This window comes from Umezawaea sp. (assembly GCF_036375055.1).
GTDB lineage: Bacteria > Actinomycetota > Actinomycetes > Mycobacteriales > Pseudonocardiaceae > Umezawaea.
This window is the reverse complement of record NZ_DASUSQ010000011.1, coordinates 72,840-96,474: the sequence shown is the minus strand read 5'-3', so window position 1 is coordinate 96,474 and position 23,635 is coordinate 72,840. Positions and strand designations below refer to the sequence as shown.

General features: G+C 72.2%; 21 protein-coding genes. 10 read left to right on the top strand and 11 right to left on the bottom strand.

Annotated elements, in window-relative coordinates:
- Window positions 1-57 precede the first annotated feature (57 nt).
- The 6 genes from VFZ92_RS03915 to VFZ92_RS03890 form a co-directional block, all read right to left on the bottom strand.
- Complete coding sequence (locus VFZ92_RS03915) at window positions 58-1,188, bottom strand: GNAT family N-acetyltransferase (protein ID WP_330874289.1); 1,131 nt, start codon at window positions 1,186-1,188, stop codon at window positions 58-60.
- A complete protein-coding gene (locus VFZ92_RS03910) occupies window positions 1,185-3,218 on the bottom strand; it encodes a GNAT family N-acetyltransferase (protein WP_330874288.1) in 2,034 nt (677 codons plus the stop codon). Before VFZ92_RS03910 ends, VFZ92_RS03915 begins: the two co-directional genes overlap by 4 nt.
- 364 nt (window positions 3,219-3,582) lie before the next feature.
- A complete protein-coding gene (locus VFZ92_RS03905; RefSeq protein ID WP_330874287.1) occupies window positions 3,583-4,143 on the bottom strand; it encodes a hypothetical protein in 561 nt (186 codons plus the stop codon).
- On the bottom strand, window positions 4,143-4,841 hold the full coding sequence (locus tag VFZ92_RS03900) for a hypothetical protein (RefSeq protein WP_330874286.1): 699 nt from the start codon (window positions 4,839-4,841) through the stop codon (window positions 4,143-4,145). Before VFZ92_RS03900 ends, VFZ92_RS03905 begins: the two co-directional genes overlap by 1 nt.
- Window positions 4,842-4,890: 49 nt before the next feature.
- The gene (locus tag VFZ92_RS03895; protein WP_330874285.1) at window positions 4,891-6,771 is read right to left on the bottom strand and encodes a B12-binding domain-containing radical SAM protein; all 1,881 of its coding nucleotides are present in this window, start codon (window positions 6,769-6,771) and stop codon (window positions 4,891-4,893) included.
- A gap of 66 nt (window positions 6,772-6,837) precedes the next feature.
- Window positions 6,838-7,836, bottom strand: a complete 999-nt coding sequence (locus VFZ92_RS03890) for a thymidylate synthase (RefSeq protein WP_330874284.1) — start codon at window positions 7,834-7,836, stop codon at window positions 6,838-6,840.
- Window positions 7,837-8,467: 631 nt separating this feature from the next.
- Between VFZ92_RS03890 and VFZ92_RS03885 the strand changes: the two genes are divergently transcribed.
- From VFZ92_RS03885 to VFZ92_RS03860, 6 genes are read left to right on the top strand one after another with little or no spacing between them, the layout of a single operon-like run.
- Entirely contained in the window at window positions 8,468-9,679 is a 1,212-nt protein-coding gene (locus VFZ92_RS03885) for an ATP-grasp domain-containing protein (protein ID WP_330874283.1), read from the top strand.
- Between the two features lie 37 nt (window positions 9,680-9,716).
- Complete coding sequence (locus VFZ92_RS03880; protein WP_330874282.1) at window positions 9,717-10,622, top strand: phytanoyl-CoA dioxygenase family protein; 906 nt, start codon at window positions 9,717-9,719, stop codon at window positions 10,620-10,622.
- Between the two features lie 34 nt (window positions 10,623-10,656).
- Window positions 10,657-11,487: a hypothetical protein gene (locus tag VFZ92_RS03875; RefSeq protein ID WP_330874281.1), complete on the top strand. Its 831-nt coding sequence runs from the start codon at window positions 10,657-10,659 to the stop codon at window positions 11,485-11,487.
- Window positions 11,484-12,260, top strand: coding sequence for an energy-coupling factor transporter transmembrane component T (locus VFZ92_RS03870; RefSeq protein WP_330874280.1), 777 nt, complete (start codon window positions 11,484-11,486; stop codon window positions 12,258-12,260). Before VFZ92_RS03875 ends, VFZ92_RS03870 begins: the two co-directional genes overlap by 4 nt.
- Window positions 12,257-13,117, top strand: a complete 861-nt coding sequence (locus VFZ92_RS03865) for an ABC transporter ATP-binding protein (RefSeq protein ID WP_330874279.1) — start codon at window positions 12,257-12,259, stop codon at window positions 13,115-13,117. The genes VFZ92_RS03870 and VFZ92_RS03865 overlap by 4 nt, the downstream gene beginning before the upstream one ends.
- Window positions 13,118-13,152: 35 nt before the next feature.
- A complete protein-coding gene (locus tag VFZ92_RS03860; RefSeq protein WP_330874278.1) occupies window positions 13,153-13,950 on the top strand; it encodes an ABC transporter ATP-binding protein in 798 nt (265 codons plus the stop codon).
- Window positions 13,951-14,132: 182 nt separating this feature from the next.
- On the opposite strand, the gene VFZ92_RS03855 is transcribed toward VFZ92_RS03860, so the two are convergent.
- Window positions 14,133-15,359, bottom strand: coding sequence for an MFS transporter (locus VFZ92_RS03855; RefSeq protein WP_330874277.1), 1,227 nt, complete (start codon window positions 15,357-15,359; stop codon window positions 14,133-14,135).
- Window positions 15,360-16,652: 1,293 nt separating this feature from the next.
- Between VFZ92_RS03855 and VFZ92_RS03850 the strand changes: the two genes are divergently transcribed.
- Complete coding sequence (locus VFZ92_RS03850; protein WP_330874276.1) at window positions 16,653-16,826, top strand: hypothetical protein; 174 nt, start codon at window positions 16,653-16,655, stop codon at window positions 16,824-16,826.
- Between the two features lie 42 nt (window positions 16,827-16,868).
- On the opposite strand, the gene VFZ92_RS03845 is transcribed toward VFZ92_RS03850, so the two are convergent.
- Together VFZ92_RS03845 and VFZ92_RS03840 are read right to left on the bottom strand one after the other, a co-directional pair.
- A complete protein-coding gene (locus VFZ92_RS03845; RefSeq protein WP_330874275.1) occupies window positions 16,869-18,086 on the bottom strand; it encodes a cytochrome P450 in 1,218 nt (405 codons plus the stop codon).
- Window positions 18,087-18,349: 263 nt separating this feature from the next.
- On the bottom strand, window positions 18,350-19,507 hold the full coding sequence (locus tag VFZ92_RS03840) for a serine hydrolase domain-containing protein (RefSeq protein ID WP_330874274.1): 1,158 nt from the start codon (window positions 19,505-19,507) through the stop codon (window positions 18,350-18,352).
- Between the two features lie 205 nt (window positions 19,508-19,712).
- Here VFZ92_RS03840 and VFZ92_RS03835 point away from each other — a divergent pair, with 205 nt between their 5' ends.
- On the top strand, window positions 19,713-20,447 hold the full coding sequence (locus tag VFZ92_RS03835; RefSeq protein ID WP_330874273.1) for a class I SAM-dependent methyltransferase: 735 nt from the start codon (window positions 19,713-19,715) through the stop codon (window positions 20,445-20,447).
- A gap of 6 nt (window positions 20,448-20,453) precedes the next feature.
- Here the strand turns inward: VFZ92_RS03835 and VFZ92_RS03830 are convergent, their stop codons facing one another.
- A complete protein-coding gene (locus VFZ92_RS03830; protein WP_330874272.1) occupies window positions 20,454-20,795 on the bottom strand; it encodes a DUF6223 family protein in 342 nt (113 codons plus the stop codon).
- Window positions 20,796-21,010: 215 nt separating this feature from the next.
- Here VFZ92_RS03830 and VFZ92_RS03825 point away from each other — a divergent pair, with 215 nt between their 5' ends.
- A complete protein-coding gene (locus VFZ92_RS03825; protein WP_330874271.1) occupies window positions 21,011-22,129 on the top strand; it encodes a histidine kinase in 1,119 nt (372 codons plus the stop codon).
- Window positions 22,126-22,788, top strand: a complete 663-nt coding sequence (locus tag VFZ92_RS03820) for a response regulator transcription factor (protein WP_330874270.1) — start codon at window positions 22,126-22,128, stop codon at window positions 22,786-22,788. The genes VFZ92_RS03825 and VFZ92_RS03820 overlap by 4 nt, the downstream gene beginning before the upstream one ends.
- Window positions 22,789-22,842: 54 nt before the next feature.
- Here VFZ92_RS03820 and VFZ92_RS03815 read toward each other — a convergent pair whose 3' ends face one another.
- Entirely contained in the window at window positions 22,843-23,589 is a 747-nt protein-coding gene (locus VFZ92_RS03815; protein WP_330874269.1) for a GH12 family glycosyl hydrolase domain-containing protein, read from the bottom strand.
- Window positions 23,590-23,635 lie beyond the last annotated feature (46 nt).

Here is a 23,635-nt window from a genome sequence, read left to right as displayed (position 1 = left end):
CGCCCCGCCGAACCCGCCTCGCGGTCAGGTCGGCGGTGGCGGAGCGGTCCGCTGTGGTCAGCTCGGCCGGGTGGCCTTGCCGAACGCGTCGGCCGACCACTCGTGGTCGCCCATGCCGCTCTTCGCCCCCTCCGCGATCGAGTCGGCGAGCGCGCGGTCGGCGGCCGGGTCGTGCGCCCGCAGCACCCCCGGCGTCAGCGGCACCGGGATCGCGCACGCCCACTGCGGGTGCAGCGCCGCCCCCCGGCGCACCTTCGCCTCCAGCGAGGCCACCCCCAGGTGCAGGGTGCGCAGCCCGTTCGCCTCCATGTACCGCAGCGGCTCGTAGTACACGGTGTTGAAGTACTCGAACGCGTCCCGCAGCCTCGCGTAGTCGAACCCGGCCACCCGCGCGTACAGGGTGTCCTGCCAGCGGAAGCACACCGAGCACCCGACGAGCGCCCCGTCGGCGTCGAAGCAGCGGAACACCGCGCTCGCGTCGTCGGCGCACCGCGCCTGCTCACCCAGGTACCGGCGGATCTCCTCCTCCGGCAGCCCGGAGCCGTACCGGTCGCCCGTGCTCGCGATCAGTGGCACGACCTCGTCCACGCACTCCGACAGCCGCACCACGTCGACCCGGAAGCCCGCGTCGGCGAAGCGCCGCCACTCGTACTCCTTCTTGCGCGCGTTGCGCCCGAGCAGCCGGACGTAGGACTCGAACGTCCCCCCGTCGTTGTGCACCACGCCTTCCGCGCCGCGCAGCTCGCCCCGCGCCTCGAAGCCGCAGTCCAGCAGGGCCAGGTCCGCCGTCGTCAGGTGGTCGAACAGCACCGCCTCACGTCCGCGTTCGACCGCGAGGTCCGCGAGCGCGCCCACCAGCAGCGCGGCCTGCTCACCCGCCGCGGGCTCGTTCTCGGCGCGCACGAGGAGCTGGTTGTGGTAGCCGGTGCGCGGCCCCGCCCGCAGCAGGCCGGCCGCCCCCGCCGAGGCGGGCGGGGCGGGCTCGGCGAACGCCGCGAACTCGTACACCGGCGTCGCCGCCACCAGCTCGCCGTCCTCCTCCACGAGGACGTACGTCACCGTGGCCGCCGCCGACCGCTCCTGCGACCGCAGCCAGTCGTAGCTCGCGTAGAACCCGAGCGGACGCACCAGCGAGTCCCACGCCCGCGCGTCGACCCCCTCCAGGCTCCCCAGCACCCGGACCGTCACTCGCTTCCCCTCTCCGGCATCCACGCCTCGGCGTCCAGCCCGCCCACCACGAACCGGCCGAACTCCTCGGCGAACGCGGTGACCTTGCGCCGGTTGTGCTCCTCGACCGCCCGCGCCGTGACCGGCAGCGGCTCCCGCACCCCGACGAACACGCTGTACAGCGGCACCGGCAGGGCACCGCGCCCCAGCTTCGCCTCGTACGTGCCCACACCCAGGTTGATCTCCGCGATCCCGCGCTCGGCACCGGTGCGGACCGCGTCGTACATCAGGATGTTGAAGTAGTCCGACCGGTTGGGCAGGTCGTAGTCGAACCCCACGACCCTGGAGTACAGCCGGTCGTCACGGCGGTAGCGCAGCGCGAACGCCGCGGGCCTGCCCTCGTCCTCGACGAGCAGCACGGAGCTGTCCGCCGAGAGGTGCCGCGCCTGCCGGTCGTACACGGCGAGCGCGCGCTCCAGGCTGTACCAGGTGTGGCCGTACTTCTGCATGAGGGCGTTGTTCAGCGGGGCGATCACGTCGACCACCTCGGCCAGCGCGCACTCGCGCACCTTCCGGCCGCTCTCCTGGAAGTCGCGCAGCTCGCGGCGCACCCGCGTCCTGCGGTTGCGGGGCAGCCAGGCCAGGTAGTCGGCGAAGTCGGCCCAGTCGGTCCTCAGCACGTTCTCGACGTCCTGGAGCACCACCACCGGCTCGGCGTCGGCGTGGGCGCGGGCCACGTCGAGCGCCTCCTCCAGCGGGAGGTACAGGTAGGACAGCAGGTGCGCGTTCCGATCGGCGGCCCAGGCCAGGGTGTCCGCCGCCAGCGCGCCGACGGCGGACGCCCGGTCGGCCGCGGGCAGGCCGGGGCGCACCGGGACCTGGCCGCGGAACTCCGACCAGCCCGCGCCGAAGACGAACGGCTCGCGCTCGTAGGCGACGGCCCGGTCCTCGTCGACCAGGCCCTCCAACAGGAACGTGGGGGCGTACAGCCGGTGCGGCGGCTCGGTGAACGCGTAGGTCTCCAGACCCGCCGCCGCGCCGGTGGCGTCCCGCGCGACCAGGTGGCGGCCGACCCCGCTGCCCGGCAGCTCCTCCTCGCGGACGCCGAGCCAGCCGGACGCCGAGTAGGTGGTGGCCCGGTCCCGCAGCGAGTCCCACTCGGTCGCGGGGACCTCGGCGGCGGAGTCGTAGGCGGAGAGGATCATCGATTGCCCTTCTGGTGTGCGGCGGGGTCCGGTCTGCCGCGTCAACTCTTCCAGGTGCCGCGCGACGCCGTCCTCGTCGTTCGACGCGACCACCGCGTCCGCCGCCAGCAGCACGGCCGCGTCCGCGTTGGCGACGGCGACCGCCGTACCCGCCACCCCGAGCAGGGCCAGGTCGTTCGGCGCGTCGCCGTAGGCCACGACCCGCTCGGCGGACAGCCCGAGGCGGTCGAGCACCCAGAGCAGGGCGGACCTCTTGTCCGCCCCCGGCGCCGAGAACTCCAGCAGACCCGCGCTCGACGACGTGCAGCCGACCCCGAACTCGCGGGCGACCTCGTGCCCCAGCTCGCGGGGACAGCCGACGACCATCAGGCAGAGCACTCCCGCGCCCGGCGGCACCCGGTCGGCGCGGGACAGCCGCGCGGAGGTGCTGGCCAGCACGTTCGGCCAGGCGGGAGACACGATCCGGTCAGCGACCCGATCCACCGCCCACACCGCCTCCGGGCACCGCGCGGCGAGGGCGGCCACGACCGCCCCCGCCACCTCGGCGGACATCGCCGTGGTGCGCACGACCCGACCGGACGCCACCTCGGACACCACGGCACCGTTGGACGAGATCAGGAAGTCACCCGATCGTGCGGCCTGCACGACACCCACGGCGGCCCACACCGGCCTGGCCGTCGCGAACACGACCCGCAGACCCGCCTCAGCCACCGACACCAGCGCCGCAACCGACCGCCCGGACAGCGAACCGTCCGAGCGCAGCAGCGTGCCGTCCAGGTCCGTCACGACCAGCGCCGGGGCCGCCGGGCCTGCGGTGGCCGCCGTGTCCGCGGTGACCGCCTTCACTGTCGGGTTTGCCGCGTCTGCCGGGTTTGCCGCCGCCGGGGCTGTCCTCGCGGCTGCGTCCGCCGCGATTGCCGCGCTCGCCGTGACCGCTGGGTCTGTGGTGACCGGCGCATCCGGCGCCACTGCCGGTTTTGCCGGATCCACCGTGACCGCCGCGTCTGTCCGATCTGCCGTGACCGCCGGGTCCGTCGGGTTTGCGGTGGCCGCCGGACCTGCCACGTCCGTCGGGTCTGCCGTGACCGCCGTGTCCGCTGCCACAGCCGGATCCACCGTGACTTCCGTGGCTGCCGCATCCGCCGTCACCGCTGGGTCTGCCGTCACCGCCGGGTCGGCCGCCAGCGCAGAGCCGGGCACCGGCTTGAGATCAGCCGTGGTCACTCGACCCCACCCCGTTCGCCAGACCGCGTGCGAGCGCGGCCGGGTCACCTGTCCGGCTGCGCACCAGCACGGCGCCACCGGGGCGCAGGCGGTCGAACAACCGCTGGTTCGCCTCCTGCTGCGGCTTCCGCAGGCGCAGCGCGAACCAGAGGATCGACCTGGGCCCCACGACGCTGGTGAAGGACTCGCGGTTGCCCGCCCACAGGTCCTGCCTGCGCACCAGCCTGGTGACGGTGCGCCGCAGCAGCCTCGGCCACGCCACGCGCAGCGGCGTGTCGAGCCAGACCACGCAGTCCGCCTCGGCCACGAAGTCGTCGACCGCCGCCGCGTACTGCCCGTCCACGACCCAGCGCGGCTCCCGCAGGAGGACGCCCAGCTCCTCGCGGAACGCGGCGTCCTCCTTCGGGGTCCAGTTCTCCTGCCAGTACAGCCGGTCCAGCTCCACGTGCCGGGCCCCGGCCGCGGCCGAGAACTCCCGCGCGAACGTGGTCTTGCCACTCGCGGAACCGCCGAGCACCCAGACCCGGCACGGTGCGGAGCCCGACATCACCCTGCGGCCGGGGGAGCGGGGAACCGGTGCGCGATCACGGCCGCGTAGCGGTGGTAGTGCCATTCCTCCAACCCCACGTGGCTCTCGCCGTAGATGCCGAGGTCGACGTTCTCGAACAGCTCCCACCCGTCGCGCGCGACGATGCCGCCCATCTCCTCGACACCGGGGTAGTAGCCGCACGCCTGGTCCTCGGGCGTCAACCCGACGAGGTAGTCGGCGAAGAACACCCCACCCGGCGCCACCATGCCCATCGCGTGGTCGAACAGCGCCTGGAGGGTGTGCTTGCGGTTGGGCGGCATCGACCACAGGCCGCTGCCCATGACGAACTGGAAGTCGCCCGCCGCGTCGAGCGTCATGTAGTCCTGCTCGACGATCGTGCAGCGGTCCTCCAGGCCCTCGTCCGCCAGCCGCTTGCGCAGGCCGACGATCTCGTGCGGGCCGTCGACGAGGTCGAGCACACCGCCGTCGAGGAACGTCTCGTCGGTCTCCACCCCGACGACCTCCCAGCCCGCGCGCAGCAGCGGCAGCGCGAACTTGCCGTCCGAGGCGCCCAGCACGCACGCCCTCGGGCGGACCCGCTTGGCGTAGTCGCCCAGCGGGATGTACCGCGACAGCGCGGGGAAGTAGGTGAAGTACGGAGCCCAGTAGCTCTTCGGGTCCACCGCGAGCGGCGGGTTCAACGTCGGTTCCAGCATGGTGTTCCTCTTCCTGGGCGGCTGTCGGATGCTGTCGTGCGGTCGGCGCTCAGTCGGCGACGCCCGCTCCCTCGGCCGCGCTGTTGCGCACCGTGCCCCACCTCTTGGCGGCCGTCTCGTGGATGTACCAGATGTCGTCCTCCGCCAACAACTTGGAGACCACCTCCGGGTACGCCTCCTCGAAGTACGTGTACGGGGGACGGTTCTCCTTGCGGGAGTGGTAGTCGAGCTTGTCCTGGCCGTGCTCTTCGGACACCGACGTGCCGGGGTGGTAGGTGAGGATGTTCGGGCTGGCCATGATCAGCAGGTCGTCGTCGATGAGCCTGCCGATCTGCTCGATGGTCTCCTCCATCGTCGTGCGGTCCTCGCCGTCCAGTCCGAACAGGACGGAGCTGCCGACGCGGATGCCGTGCGACCTGATCTTCTCCAGCGCCTCCCTGACCTTGCCGACCCACGGCTCGGGGTTGCGGCGCAGCAGGTTCTTCTTGACGTGCTTCATCACCGGTTCGGCCATGCTCTCGATGCCGATGTAGACGTAGGAGCACCCCGCCTCGCGCATCAGGTCGAGCCCCGCGCCGACCTCGGCCCACCTGGCCCGGTTCAGCACGACGTCGACCGTCAGCTGCGCGCCCCACTCCAGGTCCCGCAGGGACCGGTGCTCCGGGTCTCCGGGGAGGTGGCCCGCGCACGGCTGGTCGGCCTGCGCGAGCAGGTCGCGGCAGAACGCCGTGATGGCCGTCCAGTTGCCGCCCCAGAACACCGGGTCGTCGAAGAACACGGCCTCGGCGCCCCAGTCCACCAACCGCTGGACCCTGGCGGCGACCTCCTGCGTCTCGGTGATCGCGAACCGGGTGGGCGTGCCCTTCACCGCGCTGCTCTCCGAGCAGAAGGTGCACTTGAACGGGCAGGAGTCGAGGGTCATCATGTGGCCGGTCCGGCTGCCGTGGATCGACGACCCCGCCCGGTCGAACACGCCGAAGCGCGCCCGAACTGAGAACGCGTCGTAGGGCGAGGGCAGCTCGGACCTGCTCAGCGCCCGGCCCTCGACCGGCTGGATGACGACGTCGCGGCCGAAGCCCACGACGCGCCCCACCCCGGCGAGGTCCTCGTGCCGCTCGCCGATCAGCCGCAGCGCGTCCATCACCCGGTCGACGTCGGTCGGACCGAAACCCGGCTCGGCCACCAGGCCGATGGCCCGCATCAGCAGGTCCAGCAGCGGAGCGCCGTCGCCCGCCACGACGAAGTCGACGTCGCCGTCGGCCCTGCCGTCGCGCACGACCTCGACCGTGCTGCTCCACGACAGCTGGACGAGACCGGAGCCCCGGTCGACCCGGACCGTCTCGTCCGCGTGCCTGCCGCCCAGCACGACCAGGCAGTCCGGCACGTGCTCCTTGGCCAGCTCCGCCATCTCCAGCGCGTACCGGTGCGCGGCGGACACCGCGCTGAGCATCACGACCTTCGGGCGCAGCGTGCGCAACTGCTCGACGAAGAGGTCCCGCGCGGCCTCGTCCCAGATCCGCGGGTCGAAGACCTTCCCGTCGGTCGTCGGGTTGTCGACGATCAACCCGGTCCGCGGGCCGGACTCGGCCAAGCGGTAGTGCGCGTCCGGGTAGAGGCCCCAGTCCGGGTACACGTCGTCGACGTGCGGGACCGCGGGCAGCCCGGACGCCCTGCGCTCCACGGAACGCAGGATCGTGCTGATGAGCGCGGAGTACAGGCACATCGGGTCGCCGGGGTAGGCGACCTCACCCCCGCGGTTGGTCGCGACGGGCACGAGCGCCGCCATGACGGGGAAGCGGTAGACGGCGTCCTGGTCGCCGCCCGCGTGCTGAACCGCGGCGAACCGCGCTCGTCTGTCCTCGACGAGCCGGGTGAGGCGGTCGTCGCCGTCGATGGGTGGTGTTCGGTCCGGTTTCAGGGTGTCGCGCACCGAGACGTCCACGTGTGGTCCCCCTTGCAGTTCGACGAACTCCTCCTCGGAAAGGGCGGGGAGCGGTCAGACGGCCGCGATCAGCCCGCCCACCTCGGGGGACGCCGCGGGCGAGTCGACACGGGTCTCCGCGTCGCCGAGCTTGCGGTAGGCCTGCGTGGCCAGGCACGCGCGCACCACGTCGGTGAAGTCGGTCGACGCCTTGGTCGAGGCGATCTCGTCGACGGCGGCGGTGTTGCCCGCCACCCCGGCCTCGCGCAGCGTCCGCTCCAGTGCGATCAGCTCCGCGACGGCCTCGCGGGCCTCCTCGGGGCTGTCAGGCAGGGCGGGTAGCTGCGCCGACGTCACGGGGGCCTCGACGACCTTCCGCGCGAGGTCGATCTCGTTGTCGTAGAAGTGGAACGTGCCCGACTGGTGGATGTACGGCCCGCAGGGCACGCCCAGCAGCGCCGCGGCCCACTGGTGCATGAGCAGGAAGAGGAACGCGTCGTAGGGCAGGACGGTGAGCGCCTGCTGCGCGCGCATCACGGTGAGCCACGTGAGCGCGCCGTCGCGAAGGAAGAGCTGCACGCCCACCGCGCACGGGTACTCCCGCGACTCCCGGAAGTTGTCCGAGGGGTCGAGCACGAGGCCGAACGCCCTGCGGTGCGCGGGATCCTTGCGGATCCGGCCGATGATCGCCTCCAACTGGTCGCCGCCCGCGGCCGACGACAGCAGCCGGTGGCCGAACGCGCCGCTGAGGGTGTGCTGGTCGTCGGAGTACTCGTGCGCCCCGCGCCGGTAGTACGCCGGGGTGTCGACGTCGTTGCGGCCGTCCAGGGACCAGGCGAGGAGCCCGAAGCAGTACGGCAGGTTCACCGGGAGCGCCGAGCTGACGGCGAGGGACTGCTGGGGGTCTCGAACGCGGAAGGAGTGCGCGATCACCTCGCGGTAGGGGCGGTCCTTCGTCCCGAAGTCCGATGCCTTGGACAGCGGGTCGCGCACCGACGGGACGTGCGAGCCGTCGACCAGGACGTCGCGCAGACCGGCCGCGTACGCGTCCGCGAAAGAGTCGTATTCAGACACGGTTCTCCTCTTCGAAACCTTGGTGTGAGCGAGCGAAGGGCGGTGAAACAATATTTAGGCACACCGATTGGGCCCACCCTGCTGGGCGGGCTGATGATTATGGAGCGTCGACTGCTAATCGACTCTTTCGTGCGCACGAAAAAGTGCGCCGCTGTGCGATACTTCCCCAGTCACACCGCGAATCAGTTCTTCGGAGCGTTGGATCCAGTGTCCCCAGGACAACGCTCGTAGCCGCCGATCAAGACCCGACACTACCGGCGATTCCAATCCGGTGCAACTGGTCTGGTGTGGCCCCTCAGACCGGCCCTGAGCTGGGGGTATCCCTCGAAAGAGGGATGGAAGAGACATTGGTAGCATTCTGTGCTCATAGTCGCTTGACTTCGTGAATAGTTACTCCATTCGAGTGAACGTCATGGGTAGCTGGTTTGGCTGGTCTTCTGTGTGGTGGGTGTGAGGGATCGTGTTGCTCGCCTCCCCGGTGGCCGAGCGGCGAGTGGTCCCGGAGCGGGTCCGGACCGATATCTGCTTGCCGCTGGAATGCGGCGGTGCTAGCTTCGAAAATATCCGGCGCTGATGCTCGTGCCGTCTGGGGATGTGCTGTTGGTGCTCTTTGCGTGAAGGCGGGTAACCAGTGAAGCGGCTTGCGCTCGTCGGTGTCGGTTTCATGGGCCGCCCGTACCTGGAGGCCGCGCGCGACCTCGGGTTCGGGGTCCACGTCGTCGAGACCGAGGCGTGGTCGGGGGAGGTGCCCGACGGTGTCGAGGTGCACCGGGTGCCGGACCTCGGCCAGGACGGCTGGGCGGTCGACGAGCTGTGGGCCGTCGGCGGGTACGCGGTCGCCGCGGCGTCGCCGGTGGACGGTGTGCTGGCGTTCTCCGAGCCGCACGTCCTCGGCGCGGCCGTGGTCGGCGACCGCCTCGGCCTCCCCGGCCCGTCCCTGCACGCCTCGACCCTGTCCAGGAACAAGGCGCTGCAACGCGCCTGCTTCGCGGCGAACGGCCTGCCGCAGCCGGAGTTCCACGTCGTGGCTGGCCACGACCGGGCCGTCGAGTGGGCACGACCGAGACTGCCCGTGGTCGTGAAGCCGTTCTCCTCCTTCGGCAGCACGGGCGTCCAGCTCGTGTCCGGCGTGGACGAGCTGCGCGCGGTCCTCGCGGCGCGGCGGACCGAGCGCCTGCTCGTGGAGCAGGCCGTCGAGGGGCCCGAGTTCAGCTGGGAGGGCTTCACCCGCGACGGCGAGGTCCTGTTCGGCAACATCACGGCGAAGGAGACCACCGGTCCACCCCGCTTCGTGGAGGTCGCGCACCGCGCGGGCCACCGGTTCGACGACCCGGAGACCGAGCGCGCCGTCCGCGAGCTGACCGAGGGCGTCGTGCGGAGCGCGGGTGTGCGCACCGGGCTCGTGCACCTGGAGTTCCGGCTCACCGAGCGGGGTCCGGCGATCATGGAGGTCGCCGTGCGGACCCCCGGCGACTTCATCCTCGACCTCGTCGCGGCGTCCTACCGCTTCGACCCGTACCGCGCCGCCGTGCAGCTCGCGATGGGCGTGCCGCCGGAACTGCCCGCTTCCCCCGAGCCGGTGTCCTACGCGGCCGCCTGGTTCCCGATCTGCGCGCCGGGCACGGTCGTCGACATCTCGGGCCTCGACGAGGTCAAGGCCCACCCGATGGTCACCCGCGCCGGTCTCGCGGTGTCGGTCGGCGACGTCGTCGCGCCGCTGCGCTCGTCCGACCAGCGCGCGGGCTTCGTCCTGGTCGACGCCCCGTCACCGGAGGACCGCGAGCAGACGCTCAAGACCGTGCGCGAACTCCTGCGCGTCACCACCGCGCCCGCCGACGCGTGACCTCGCCGGCCAGGCGCGACCCGTGAAAGGAAAACCCGTGCCAGACAACGCGATCCTGTCCGCACGCGACCTGGAGCTGCTGCCGTCCGACGAGGACGTCCGGTTCTACGCCGAGCACGGCTGGTACCTCTCCCCGAAGCTGCTCACCGACGACGAGACCGACGCGCTCGTCGAGGCCAGCGAGGACTACTACGCGGGCAAGCGCGACCGCGAGCTGCCCATGCACCCGTCGAAGATCTCGTACTGGACGCCGGAGGACGGCGACATCCAGCGCAACAACGACTACATCCACTACGAGAACGACACCATCGGCGCGATCCTGCGCAAGCCGGTGATCGCCGCGACGGCGGCCCGACTGGCGGGCGTGGACCTCATCCGGCTGTTCCAGGCGACCCTGCTGTACAAGCCGCCGCAGCCGGACGAGAAGTCCAACATCGTGCCCTGGCACTTCGACAAGTACTACTGGGCCTCGTCCAGCTCCGAGGACATGATCACGGCGTTCATCCCGTTCCACGACTGCGACGAGTCCATCGGCACCATCACGATGGTCGACGGCAGCCACCGGTGGAACGAGTTCCGGGGCTGGGACAGCAGGAACGGCTACGCCGCGGTGCCCGGTGACCACGAGCGCGAGCACCTGCTGCTGGAGACGTCGCGGCGCAACGCCGCCGAGGTCGTCAAGCTCCCGATGACGATCCCCAAGGGGCACATGACGTTCCACCACTGCCGGCTCTACCACGGCAGCGCGGCCAACCTCACCGACCGGCCGAGGCGCGCGATCTCCCTGCACATGCAGGACGGCGCGAACGCCTACCGCGACCACCGGCTGGCCACGGACAGCAGGCAGACCCCTTACAAGCACGACGAACTCGTCCGCAAGACCGCGAACGGCGACCCGGACTACGCCGACCCCGAGTTCTGCCCGGTGCTGTGGCAGGCCTGACTCCGCCCCGAACTCCCCGGAAAGCAGGCCCTCGATGACCGCTCCGCGGTTCACCCTCCTCACCCGGTTACCACCGTGGGCGCGCATCGCCGCGGGCGCGGCGGTCGTGATCATCACCTACGCCTACCTGATCGCGACCCGGCCGACCTCGCCGCACGGCGTCGGCGGTTCCGCCGCGCTGCTGGCGCTCGTCGGCTACCTGCTCGGCTCCGTGCTGATCATCAGCGGCGCGATGTCGAAGCTGACCACGTCCACGGTGACGCTGTTCCCCGTCGCGATCACCATCAACATCGTCATCGGCCAGCTCGTGCGGATCAGCGGGCTGCCGGTGCACCTCGACTCCATCGGCACCGTGCTGGTCGCGGTGCTCGCCGGGCCCGCGGCGGGAGCGGCGGCGGGAGCGCTGTCGAGCATCACGGTCGGGATGACGATCAACCCCGGCTCGCTGCCCTACGCCGTCACCGCGGCCACGATCGGCCTGCTCGCGGGCACCTTCGCGCGGTTCGGGCTGTTCCGCCGCGTGCCGACGGTGGTCCTCGCGGGCGTGCTGATCGGCGTCGTGGCCGGGGTGGTGTCCGCGCCGATCACGGCGTTCGTGTTCGGCAACGCGGGAGGCTCGCTCGGCCAGTCCGCGTTCATCGCGACGCTCCAGGTGTACGGCAACAGCATGCTGGAGGCCGCGAGCATCCAGGGTCTCATCGCCGACCCGCTCGACAAGGTCGTGTCGTGCCTGATCGCCTACAGCGTGCTCGTGGCGCTGCCGCCGAGGCTGCGCCAGCGGTTCTCGTTCGTGCGGGAGCACTCGGTGTTCGGCATCGACCGGCCCGCCGCGGTGCCGCCCGTGCGAGCGGAGGCGGTCCGATGACCACGATGTTCTTCCAGTCCGGCGCCTCGCCGGTGCACCGGCTGAACCCGACCACCAAGCTGGTCATGGCGCTGGCCGTCACGACCACGGCGTTCGCCATCCCCGTGGTGTGGGCGCCGCTCGTGCTCCTGCTGGTGGTGCTGGTGCCCGCCGTCCTCGTCGCGGGGGTCCAGCGGCCGTACGCGCGGCTGCTGCTCCTCTTCTCCGCGCCGGTCGTGCTGGTCATCTTCCTGCTCCAGGGCCTGTTCTTCCCGGAGGGCACGACCGTCCTCGCGGAGTTCGGCCCGGCCACGGTGACGTCCGAGGGCCTGCTGTTCGCCGCGCAGACGTCGCTGCGGCTGGTCGTGATGCTCGGCTCGTTCCTGTTCCTCCTGCTCACCACGCACCCCGGAGTGCTGATGAGCGCCATGGTCGAGCGGGGCATGTCACCCAACACCAGCTACGTCATCTCGGCGACGCTCCAGATCGTGCCCGCGTTCCGCGCCAGGGCGCAGAACGTGCTGCGCGCCCAGCAGGCCAGAGGTCTCGACACCACGGGCCTGCGGCGTCGGGTGCGCGCGCTGCTGCCGCTGGTCGGGCCGCTGCTGCTGGGGTCGCTGGCCGACCTGGAGGAGCGGGCGGTCGCCATGGAGGCCCGCGCGTTCGGTTCCACGACCCGCCGCACGTCGCTGGTCGCGGTCGCCGACTCCTCCGCCCAGCGGTGGGCCCGGCTGCTGATGGGCGCGGCAGCCGTCACCGCCATCGTCGTCAACGTCCTCGGAGTGGTGCGATGATCGAGTTCGAGAACGTCTCGTACGCCTACCCGACCACCGCCGAGGACGCGCTCGGTCCGGTCAGCTTCGCCATCCCCGCGGGCCAGGTGTGCGGGGTCGTCGGGGCCAGCGGCTCGGGCAAGTCCACGCTGGCGAGCGCGGTCGCGGGCATGATCCCGCACGTGTCGGGCGGTCGGCTCTCCGGTGAGGTTCGGGTGGGCGGGCGGCCGGTCGCGACCACCCCGCTGGCGGACCTGGTCACCGAGGTCGGCCTGGTGGTGCAGAACCCGTTCAACCAGATGTCCGGGGCGAAGTTCACCGTGCGCGAGGAACTGGCCTTCGGGCTGGAGAACCTCGGTGTGGACCGGGCCGAGATGGTCCGCCGCATCGAGCAGGTGCTGGAGGACCTGAGGATCGAGCACCTCGCGGACCGCTCGCCGTTCGCCCTGTCCGGTGGCCAGCAGCAGTTGGTGGCGATCGGGTCGGTGCTCGTCATGCGGCCTCGGGTGGTGGTGCTCGACGAGCCCACGTCGCAGCTCGACCCGGCCAGCGCCACACTGGTCTTCGGAGCGCTCGACGCGTTGCGGCGCAACGGGATCACCATCGTGCTCGTGGAGCACCGGATCGAGCAGCTCGCCGAGTTGGCGGACCGGGTCCTCGTGCTCTCGCACGGGTCGCTCGTGCTCGACGGGTCCCCGCACGACGTGTTCACCGACGAACTCCTGCCGGATCTCGGCGTGTCGAGCACCCGCTACACCCGCGCCGCCCGTCGCGCCGCCGAACGCGGCCTGTGGCCGGAATCCCTCCCGCTGCCCGTGCTGCTGCCCGAGGCCGTGCGCGGCTTCGGTGCGGGCCTGTCGGTGGAGCACACGCCGTGACCGTTCTGCCAGGGCACTCCCAGGAGGTTTCCACCGTGCGGTCGGACATTCGCGTCGAGTCGCTGACGTTCCGCTACGACGAGCGCGTGACGGCGCTCGACGACGTGTCGCTCGTCGTGCGGCAGGGCGAGCGGGTCGCGGTCATCGGGCCGAACGGCGCGGGCAAGACCACGCTGGCCCAGCACTTCAACGGCATGGTCAAGCCCACGTCCGGCCGGGTGCTCGTCGGTGACCTCGACACCGCGGAGCACCCGATCGCGGTGCTGGCGGCCAAGGTCGGGTTCGTGTTCCAGAACCCGAACGACCAGTTGCACGCCAAGACCGTGTCCGCCGAGGTCCACTTCGGACCGCGCAACCTCGGGTTCCCGCCCGAGCACGCGCGCCACCTGGTCGAGCGGGCCCTGGAGTCGACCGGGCTCACCGATCTCGCCGACGCCCACCCCCACCACCTCTCGCTGGCCCAGCGGAAGATGGTCGCCATCGCGGGCGTGCTCGCGATGGACACCCCCGTCGTCGTGCTCGACGAACCGACCACGGGGCAGGACTCCGTCGCGCTGGACGCGCTCGCCACGATCATCGCCGACCTCTCCCTGAGGGGTCGCACGGTCATCGCGATCACGCACGACATGGACTTCTGCGTGGAGAACTTCGACCGCGTCGTGCTGGTCGCGGACGGCAGGATCGTCGAGGACGGCACACCGGCCGAGGTGTTCGCGGGCGACCGCGTCGCCCGCCTGCCGCAGGTGGTGCGGTTGGGCCGCGAACTCGGCTGGTCGGAGCAGGTGACCACGGTCGACGGTTTCGTGGACCACCTGGCCGTGACCCGAGGCTGACCGCCCGAGAACCGGTTCGGCGGGTGGGAACGGCCCCGGAACTCCGGACGTGACGGGAGTTGCGCGGGCGGCGACGTCGCGGGCCGGGTGCGGGACCGCCTCGTGGAGGCCGTCGCGGACGGTGGTGGACGGTCTTCGGCGGAGCGGGGTGTCGTGCGGGTCGCGACAGCGCCCAGCGGGTTTCAGCCCTCTCCGGTCGGTTGTTCCCGCTTGGCCGAGCTGGCCGCCATCAGGACCGCTCCGAGGGCGAACGCTCCTCCGAGCGCGCTCCAGCCGATCGCGCCCCGCAGCACCACGACGGTCATGAACGGTGGTCCGACGGCGAGTTGCACGGCGTGGCCGAAGTCGAAGGCGCCCAGGTAGGAGCCCATCGATCGTTCCGGGGCCATTCGGTAGGACAGCTCGAACGCCGACACCGAGTGCATGTTCTCGCCGAGGGTCAGGAGCACGACCGCCAGTGCCACCAGCGGGAGCACGATGGAGGCCCCCACGTGTTCGGCGGTCAGGAACAGGACGACCGAGACGAGCAGCGGGACCAGTGAGCGCAGGATCGTCGTGCGGGCCTTCGGGATCGTGTTCGCCCACTTCGTCAGCGGCACCTGCAACGCCACCGTCAGCACGGTGTTGACCGCCAGCAGGGGGCCGATCCACGCGGGTGGCAGCTCCGTCCTGCTGATGATCCACAGGGGGAGCAGGGTGAACAGGACGGCGTCGTGCAGCAGCAGGATCGCGTTGCCCGTGGCCAGGGTGAGGTAGCGGCGGTCCTTGAGCACGACTCCGCTCGACGGGACGCGCACGCCGGGTTCGGGCGTGGGCTCGACCGGGGGTGCCGTGCGGGAGAGGAGGCGGACGGCGACGAGCAGGACCACGAACGACAGCGCGTTGGCCGCGAACCCGACGGTGAACGCCGTGCGCGTGCCGATCGAGATCACCACGCCACCGAGCAGCAGTCCGACGCTCATCCCGATGTTGCGGGCGGTGCGCAGCACGGCCATCGACCTGCTGCGGTCCTCGGGGCGTTCCATGCGGAGCAGGAACACCTGCTGCACGGGCGCGCTGGCGCGGTCGAACAGGCCGAGCACGCACAGCAGCACCGCGTACCCGGTGAACGACGACACGAACAGGAACCCCGAGTAGCCGATCGCTCGGCCCACCAGCAGCCCCGTCCACATGGGGCCGGGGCCGACGCGGTCGGTCAGCCACCCCGCGGGCAGGGGGGAGAGCAGCGCGATGAGGTTCGCGGCGCCCACGACCACGCCGACCTGGACGGGATCGGCACCGAGGTGGAGCACGACGAACACCGGCACTATCGCGAGGAACAGGCCGGTGCCGATGGAGTCGACCAGGGCGCTGACCGCGAGCACCGCGCCGTTCCTGGTGCGAGGCGCGTACCTCGACAGCTGGAGCACTTGCGCCGCATCTCCCCAGAGTGGTCGCGTGACAGATCGGTGACTGAACGTAGCGCAGCGGGACCTGTGGTTCAAACGGGGGCGGTCCGATACCGCGAACGGGGGACGCCCGGACGGTGTGGTTCTCGGCGAAAGCGGGGTCCGCCCGCCGGTGGTGAGGGAGGGGCGGCGGCGCACCGGGATCGCAGCGCCGTCGGGGAGGGCGACGTGTCGCACGGGGGAGCGCCCGCGTTCGGGCCGCACACCGCGCTGGAGCCGCGGTCGCTGCCGGAACTGCTCCAGGCTGGAGTTCCTGCCGCTGGCGCGGGACGAGGTGACCCGCCGGGTGGAGCGGGAGCTGGCGGAGAACCCGGCGCCGGCGCGGCGGGCCGGGGCGCCGCGCCCGGCCGCGGCAGGCACCTGGTCGCGGCGCGCTGTCCGCGCTGCCGCGGTCCGGGGAGCGCGCCGCGGGAGGCCGTCGAGGCCGTGACGCGGCCCTTCGGGACGGTGGGGCCGCGGCCGGGCTGGAGGGCCGCTCGGACTGCCGCCACGCGCTGCCCGCCGTGGTGGCGCACCTGACCGACCGGGGCCTGCTCGACGCCGATCCCGAGGACATCGCCGACCTGCACGGCCTGGCGGTGGCCGCGGTCGAGGAAGCGGTGCTGGCGGTGCGTCGCCGGGGCACGGGCGCTGGTCGAGGACGCGGTGCGGACGGTGCGCGTCGCGGCCGTCCGGCATCGTCGAGCGCACGGTCGTCGACCTGCTCGCCGCCGGGGCACGGGCGCTGGTCGAGGACGGCGTCGCGTCCGCGCTGCTGGTGGACGTCGTGCGCGAGCACCTGCCCGCGGTCGCCGCCGACGACCGGGAGGGGGTCGCCGAGGCGTTGGGCGTGACGGCCGCGCGGGCGAGCCGCGCGCAAGCTCGTCCGGGGGCTGGACCTGCGCGCGGGAGTGCTGCGCCGGGTCGCGACCGCCGCGGTGGAGCACCAGGCGGCCTTCCTCGACCACGGCCCGCCCGCGCACCGCGACCTCACCCGCGCTCCGCACCGCGGAGTCGTTCGCATCGTCGCAGGTCAGGGGAGCGGCACGGTTCGTGCACCCATTCCCGGTGACGGCACGGCGGACCACAGCGACGGAGAACGCCGTGCACGACGTCGACCGGGCGCTGTTCGAGACCGAGCGGGAGACCGCCTTCACCGATGGGTTCGGAAGGGCGGTGATCGGGTGGCGTGGGAGTGGACGGCGGAATGCCGAAGGCCCGTCGACCACCGCACGGCGTGGCGGCGGGGCGCGCGGGTCTCGTGCCATGCTGGTCGTGACGACGGATCAGGGGGTGTGCGTGGCGTCGAAGCGCAAGGGGGGCGTGGCGCCGTACGTGGCGCTGCTGGTGGCACTGCTCATCTTCGTGCCCCCGTTCCGGGAAGCGGTCCTCGGCTGGGGCGCCCAGCTCGTCGACTCGCTGAAGGACCTCACACCCTTCCGGCCCTGACGGCCGGGCCCGGCGCCCCGCGGTCGGGGCGCCGGGACGGCGTCAGAACTCCACCGGCAGCGTGTCCAGGCGGCGGTTGAGCGGCACCACGTTCCGCCACGGCACCCGGTCGTAGCCCGCCCGCAGGTCGGGCAGCCGGTCCAGCAGCAGGCGGAAGCACTCGTCCGCCTCGACCCGCGCCAGCGCCGCGCCCAGGCAGTAGAACGAGCCCATGCCGAACGCCGTGTGCCGGTTCGGCTTGCGCGTCACGTCGAAGCGGTCGGGATCGGGGAACACCTCCGGGTCGCGGTTGCCCGCGTTCATGGCGAGGTAGACGCGCTCACCCGGCTGGAACCGGTGGCCCGCCACCTCGACCTCCTCCTCCGCGACCCTGGAGATCACCGAGGCGGGGCCCTCCAGGCGCAGCATCTCCTCCACGGCCGAGGGCACGAGGTCGGGCCGCTCGCGCAGCAGCGCCAGCTGGTCGGGGTTCTCCAGCAGCAGCACCAGGCCGTTCGCGATCAGGTTGGCGGTCGTCTCGTGGCCCGCGAACAGCAGCAGCACGCAGTTCGCGACCGCCTCGGCCTCCGACACGGCACCGCGGCTCTCGGCTGCGGCGAACATGCTGAGCAGGTCGTCGCGCGGTTCCGCCCTGCGGTCGGCGAGGATGGGCCGCAGGTACTCCTCCATCTCCAGGATGCTGCGCTGGCCCGCCCGCAGGTTGTCGACGTCCGCGATCGTGAACACCGCGGTGATGTCGCGCGACCAGGCCTGCAACTGCTCGCGGTGGCTGGTCGGCATCCCCAGCATCTCGGCGATCACGTTGGCGGGCAACGGGTACGCGAGGTCGGCGACCACGTCCATCCGGCCGAGCGGCGCCACGGCGTCCAGCAGCTCGGTGGTCAGCTCCCGCACCCGCGGCCGCAACCCGTTCACCATCGCCGGGGTGAAGTACCGCTTGAGCAGCTGCTGGAACCGGACGTGGTCGACGTCGTTGGTGTGCCCCATCCAGCGTTCGAGCGACTCCCGCATCGGGCTCAGCTCGGCGACCTCCGCCGGGCTGAGCCTGTCGAGGCCCTGCGTCAGGTTGCCGCTGATGAACCGGGGCTCCCGCAACGCGGCCACGATGTCGGCGTGGCGCGTCAACAGGTAGGAGTTCAGGTCGGGCATCCAGCTGACGGGGCTCTCGGCGCGGATCCCGCGCAGCATCGCCACGGGGTCGTCCGCGGCTTCGGGCGAGTACACGTCGCAGGTGGGGACGGGTGGTGCGGGAACGGGCATGTGCTCGGTCCTCCAGGGGCCGGGAAGCGGTTCTCCGCTCCTATCCAGCACCCGTTCACCCTCTCCTGTCGACCCCCGAAAGGGTCAACCGCGTTCGGCGGACGACTCGGCCGCGACCGGGTGGTACCCCTCGGCCGCACCGGGTGACCAGCGGTTCTCCGGTGCTGTCACCCGGATGCGCGCCCGTGGTTTCCGGTGTGGATGATCCGGATCACCCACCGGCGGGTGCCCGGACCGGGGTCCGGGCACCCGCGTCGCGCCGATCACGCGCAGAACGCGGTGTCCACACTGCTCAGCACCGCTTTGACGGCCTTCAGCTCGTCGCCGAAGGTGCCCGGCAGCGCGGTCACCGCGAGCCCCACCGAACGGCCGTCGTCGGTGGCGCCGCCGCGGGTCTCGTACCCGTCGATGTCACCGCCGTGGCCCCAGTACAGGCCGCCGCAGGTGAGCGGGATGCTGACCAGGCCGAGGCCGTAGCGCCACTCCGAACCGGGGTACACCGGCGCGTCGACCGTCCTGCGCATCTCGGCCAGTTGCGCCGCGGGGAGCAGCTTGCCGTCCAGCAGCAGGCGGTTGAACTTCGCGAGGTCGCTCGGCGTCGAGATGAGCTGGCCCGCGGCCCCGCCCCAGGAGGGGTCCATCTCGGTCACGTCGATCACCGTCCTGTCGGTGGTGCTGACGGTGCCGTAGCCCTGCGCGTGGGGCTCGCGGACGGTCTGGTCACCGGGCTGCGGCCAGTACGTGTGGCGCAGCCCCGCCTTCTTGATGACCCGCTCGGTGATCTGCTCCTGCACCGGGCGCTCGGTGACTCGCTCGACGAGGAAGCCCGCCAGCAGGTAGTTGGTGTTGCTGTACTTCCACGAGGTGCCGGGGGCGAAGTCCGCCGGGTGGGCGAGTGCCGCCGCGAGCAGCTCGTGGGGGTGGAAGAACCGGTGCTGGATCTTCTGGAAGTGGTCCAGCCCGATGTGCGCGGTGTAGTTCGGGAGCCCGCTGGTGTGCTGGAGCAGGTGCCGCACGGTGATCTTGGTGGCGTCGACGCCCTCGCCGCGCACCACGCCCGGCAGGTAGGTCTCGATCGGCGCGTCCAGGTCCACCTTGCCCTCGGCCACCAGTTGCAGGACCACCACCGCGGTGAACGTCTTCGTGCCGCTGCCCGCCCGCACGTAGCCGTCGCGGGGGACCGGGACCCGGCGGTCGATCCGCGCGGAACCGGCGACCAGCGAGGTCGTGCGGCCGTCGCGGCTCACCGAGGCGAGCGCCGCCGGGAACCTCTCCTGGCTCACCAGGGAGTTGAGGCTGTCCTGGACGGCCGGGTGCCCGGACGGGCCCGCCGCCGCGCTCGCGGTCCAGCAGGCGCCCACCAACCCCGCCACGGTCAGGACCGCCGCACCCTTGCGCACCGTCGCGATGGTTCTGCTCATCGTGGATCTCCTCCGTTGATCTGGTCGATGGGGAGATCCTGCGCGATCCGCGGCCGGAGATCAGTGGTGCGGCCCACCCGGTCCGGGGTGGAGCCCACTCCACCCCTAGGGGTCGCACTCCACTTGAGACGGTCGGCTCCCCGTCCCGCGGCACCGGTCGGAAACTCGGTGGACAACGCGGACCGCCCCGAGCATGGTCGTCACCATGCGACAGGACGAGGTCTGGGACACCGAGGCGGCCCAGCGGTACGACACACCGGGCACCGGCATGTTCGCGCCCGAGGTGCTGGGGCCGACGGTGGACCGCCTCGTCGAGCTGGCCGGTGGCGGGCGGGCGCTGGAGTTCGCCGTCGGCACCGGTCGCGTGGCCGTGCCGCTCGCGCGGCGCGGCGTGTCGGTCACCGGGATCGAGCTGTCACGGCCGATGCTCGACCGCTTGCGGTCCACAGTGGACGAATCGACGATCCCGGTCGTCGTCGGGGACATGGCGACCGCCACCGCCCCCGGCCGCTACTCGCTCGTCTACCTGGTCTACAACACGATCTCGAACCTGCTCACCCAGGCCGAGCAGATCGACTGCTTCCGCAACGCGGCCCGCCACCTCGACCCCGGTGGCCGGTTCGTGGTCGAGCTGGGCGTGCCAGACCTGCGCAGGCTGCCACCGGGGCGGGACGCCGCGGTGTTCCACTCCGAACCCGGCTACCTCGGCGTGGACACCTACGACCTGGTGCGCCAACACCTGGTGTCCCACCACTTCACGTTCGACGGCAGCGGGCGGGTCCGACTGGCCCGCAGCCCGCACCGCTACGTCTGGCCCGCCGAACTCGACCTGATGGCGAGCGTGGCCGGGTTCGACCTGGAGTCCCGGCACGCCGACTGGGCAGGTGCGGAGTTCACCGCCGAGTCCGACTCGCACGTCTCCGTCTACCGCGTCCGGTAGCGCCGGTCACCGGGTCGGCGCCGGGCGCCGGGAGCGGGCGAGCGCCAGCCCGCCGAGGAGCACGGCGACCAACCCGACCACGACGGCGACGCAGCCGCCGACGATGCCGTAGCCGGTGCCGGGCCCGCCCCGCGCCGCTCCCACGACGAGTCCGCCGACGAGCGCGCCGACCAGACCCGTCGCCAGGGCGGCGACAGCGCCTCGCCTCCCGGCGCGGCGGGCCAGCGCCAGCCCGCCGAGGGCCACGCCGACGAGTCCCAGCAGCGCGGCCACCAGCGACCAGGACCGCCCGGTGGTCAGGGCGGAGGACTGGGCCAGCGCGGACGTGGTGAACCGGAGAGCGGACATGGTGTGCTCCTTCACTGCGACGGGTTTTCCCCGCAGAGCATGTCCGTCGGAGCGCCGTCCGTCGTCGTGCCCGCGCGGGAGATCCGCGCTGCCGCCGTCGTCGCGGGGGACTACCGCGGATGTCGTGGGAACGGCGGGACTACCGCGTTCGCGGTAGTCGGCAGGTCGTCCGCGAGCAGGACTCGCCAGGGCCCACCGCTGGCTACTGTGCACGCATGAGCGGGCCGCGGATCGGTGTCGGGGACTGGGGGATCGCCGTCGGCGTGGCGGCGGCCCTGCTGGTGGCCGGGCTGTCCGGGCGGCACCCCTCCACCCTCCTCGACCCGCTCGGCCACGTGGTGCTGGCGACCGGTGGTCTGGCGCTGGCCGCGCGCCGACGGGCACCGGTCGCGGTGCTGGCGGTGACCGGGGTGTGCGCGTTGGCCCACCAGGCCCTCGGGTTCGACGTGCCCGTCGTCGCGTTCCTGTTCGCGGTGTACGCGGCGGTGCGGGCGGGCCACCGGCTCGTCGCGGTGGTGGGGGCGGTGGCCATGCTGGTGGCCGTCCCGCTCGCGATCCTGGTGTCGCCCCACGACTGGCCGGTCGGCGAGGCGGTCGCGCAGGCGCGGGACGTCCTCCAGATCGCCTGGCTGGTCGCCGCCGGCGCGGCGGGGGAGGCGCTGCGGCAGGCCGAGCGCCGGGCGGACGAGGCCGAGCGCACCCGTGAGGAGACCGCGCGGCGCCGGGCCGACGAGGAGCGGCTGCACATCGCGCGCGAGCTGCACGACTCGCTCACCCACCAGATCTCCGTGATCAAGGTGCAGTCCGAGGTCGCCGTGCACCTCGCCCTCAAGCGGGGGGAGGAGGTGCCGGAGTCCCTGCTCGCGATCCGCGAGGCGGGTCGGGAGGCCGCACGCGAGCTGCGCGCGACCCTGGAGGCGCTGCGGGACGACGACCGGAGCCCGCCGCTGGGGCTCGACGACGTCCCGGACCTGGTGCGCCGGGCCCGCGCGAACGGCCTGGACGCGAGGCTGGCGGTCGAGGGGGACCGCGACGCCGTGCCCGCCGCGGTGGACCGGACCGCCTACCGGATCGTCCAGGAGTCGCTGACCAACGTCGCCCGCCACGCAGGGGCCGCCACCGCGTCGGTCCGGATCGACCACCGGCCCGACGTCCTGGCCATCCGGGTCGACGACGACGGCGCGGCCGCACCGGACTCCGCGCCCGCGCCCGGTGTCGGGCTGCTCGGGATGCGGGAGAGGGTCACGGCCCTCGGCGGTCGCCTGAGCGCGGAACCGCGCGCGGGCGGCGGGTTCACCGTGCACGCCGAACTGCCCGTGGACCGGACGCCGTGATCCGCGTCCTGCTCGTCGACGACCAGCCGCTGCTGCGCGGCGGGTTCCGGGCGCTGCTGGAGGTCGAGGACGACATCGAGGTGGTCGCCGAGGCCGCCGACGGGGAGCAGGGCCTGGCGCTCGCCCGGCAGCACCTGCCCGACATCGCGTTCCTCGACATCCGGATGCCGGTCGTGGACGGCATAGAGGCGACCCGGCGCATCGCGGCGGACCCGGAGCTGGCCGCGGTGCGCGTCGTCATCCTGACCAACTACGGCTTGGACGAGTACGTCCTCGACGCCCTGCGCGCGGGTGCCGCCGGGTTCCTGGTCAAGGACATCGTGCCGGAGGACTTCCTGCACGCCGTCCGGGTCGCCGCGCGCGGTGACGCCCTGCTGGCGCCGTCGATCACCCGCAGGTTGATCGACCGGTACGTGGCGCAGCCGCCCGACCCCGCGAGCAGCGCCGGGCTGGACGAGCTGACCAACCGGGAGCGGGAGGCCGTCGTCCTGGTCGCGCGGGGCCTGTCCAACGACCAGGTCGCCGCGCGCATGGCGATCAGCCCCCTGACCGCCAAGACCCACGTCAACCGGGCCATGACCAAGCTGGGTGTCCGCGACCGCGCCCAGCTCGTGGTGCTGGCCTACGAATCCGGCCTGGTGGCCGTCCGCGAGCCCTGACGCCGACCGCGGTGCGCGGCGCGCGAGCAGGACGCGCCGCGACCGCCGTCGGTGTCAGCCGGAGACCGACGCCGAGAAGTTCCCCACCGCCAGGCCCGTGCCGCCGTTCCACGGCTCGAAGCCCGCCTGGATGCTGGTCAGGTACCAGGAGTCGGTGATCGCCCCTCGGGCCCGCACGTCGTTGATGAAGTCGCGCACGCTGAACGACCACGACGAGATGGCGGACGGGGCGACGTAGGAGATGACGTTGTTGGCGCCGTTGCTGCCGCGCCACACCTCCCAGGTGCGCCCGCCTACCGACGTCGTGCCCACGGCGCTGCCGATGGGCTGGATCGGGCCCTGGCGGTTGAACCAGATCATGATCTCCATCTGGTTCACCCCGTTGGTCTTCGGCGTCGGGTCGAGCCAGATGTCGTAGGACGCGTTGTAGGTGCCCCCGGTGTAGCGGTAGTCGATCGAGGACGTCGCGCTGCGGATCCGGCTGACCTGCATCGGCAGTGACGAGCCGGGGGAGCAGTTGCCGTAGTGGCAGCCCAGGAAGACCGACGGGTAGGACAGGGGAGCGCCGTTGGTCGGCGCCGAGCCCTGCTGCGTGGTGATCTGGAACCCGGTCGAGGTGACGTTGATGCACTGCGCCGCCGAGCTGCCCCACCGGTTGTTCTGGACCACGTAGCGGCCCCCGATGGTGGTCGACCCGTACTGCTCGCAGATCGTCGTGTCGGCCTGCGCCGGTGCGACTGCGGCGATCGTGCCCGCGGCCAGCAGACCTGCCAGCGCGAGGACGCGGAGGGTGCTTAGCATCGAACTCCTTTCGAAGGCTCGCGGCGGCGGCTTCTGGGAACGCTCC

Excerpts from the sequence above, each read along its gene's own strand:
- VFZ92_RS03900 (WP_330874286.1), bottom strand. The coding sequence starts at position 4,841 with ATGCTGGAACCGACGTTGAACCCGCCGCTCGCGGTGGACCCGAAGAGC.
- VFZ92_RS03845 (WP_330874275.1), bottom strand. The coding sequence starts at position 18,086 with ATGCCCGTTCCCGCACCACCCGTCCCCACCTGCGACGTGTACTCGCCC.
- VFZ92_RS03825 (WP_330874271.1), top strand. The coding sequence starts at position 21,011 with ATGAGCGGGCCGCGGATCGGTGTCGGGGACTGGGGGATCGCCGTCGGC.
- VFZ92_RS03835 (WP_330874273.1), top strand. The coding sequence starts at position 19,713 with ATGCGACAGGACGAGGTCTGGGACACCGAGGCGGCCCAGCGGTACGAC.
- VFZ92_RS03815 (WP_330874269.1), bottom strand. The coding sequence starts at position 23,589 with ATGCTAAGCACCCTCCGCGTCCTCGCGCTGGCAGGTCTGCTGGCCGCG.
- VFZ92_RS03840 (WP_330874274.1), bottom strand. The coding sequence starts at position 19,507 with ATGAGCAGAACCATCGCGACGGTGCGCAAGGGTGCGGCGGTCCTGACC.
- VFZ92_RS03875 (WP_330874281.1), top strand. The coding sequence starts at position 10,657 with ATGACCGCTCCGCGGTTCACCCTCCTCACCCGGTTACCACCGTGGGCG.
- VFZ92_RS03830 (WP_330874272.1), bottom strand. The coding sequence starts at position 20,795 with ATGTCCGCTCTCCGGTTCACCACGTCCGCGCTGGCCCAGTCCTCCGCC.
- VFZ92_RS03865 (WP_330874279.1), top strand. The coding sequence starts at position 12,257 with ATGATCGAGTTCGAGAACGTCTCGTACGCCTACCCGACCACCGCCGAG.
- VFZ92_RS03870 (WP_330874280.1), top strand. The coding sequence starts at position 11,484 with ATGACCACGATGTTCTTCCAGTCCGGCGCCTCGCCGGTGCACCGGCTG.
- VFZ92_RS03905 (WP_330874287.1), bottom strand. The coding sequence starts at position 4,143 with ATGTCGGGCTCCGCACCGTGCCGGGTCTGGGTGCTCGGCGGTTCCGCG.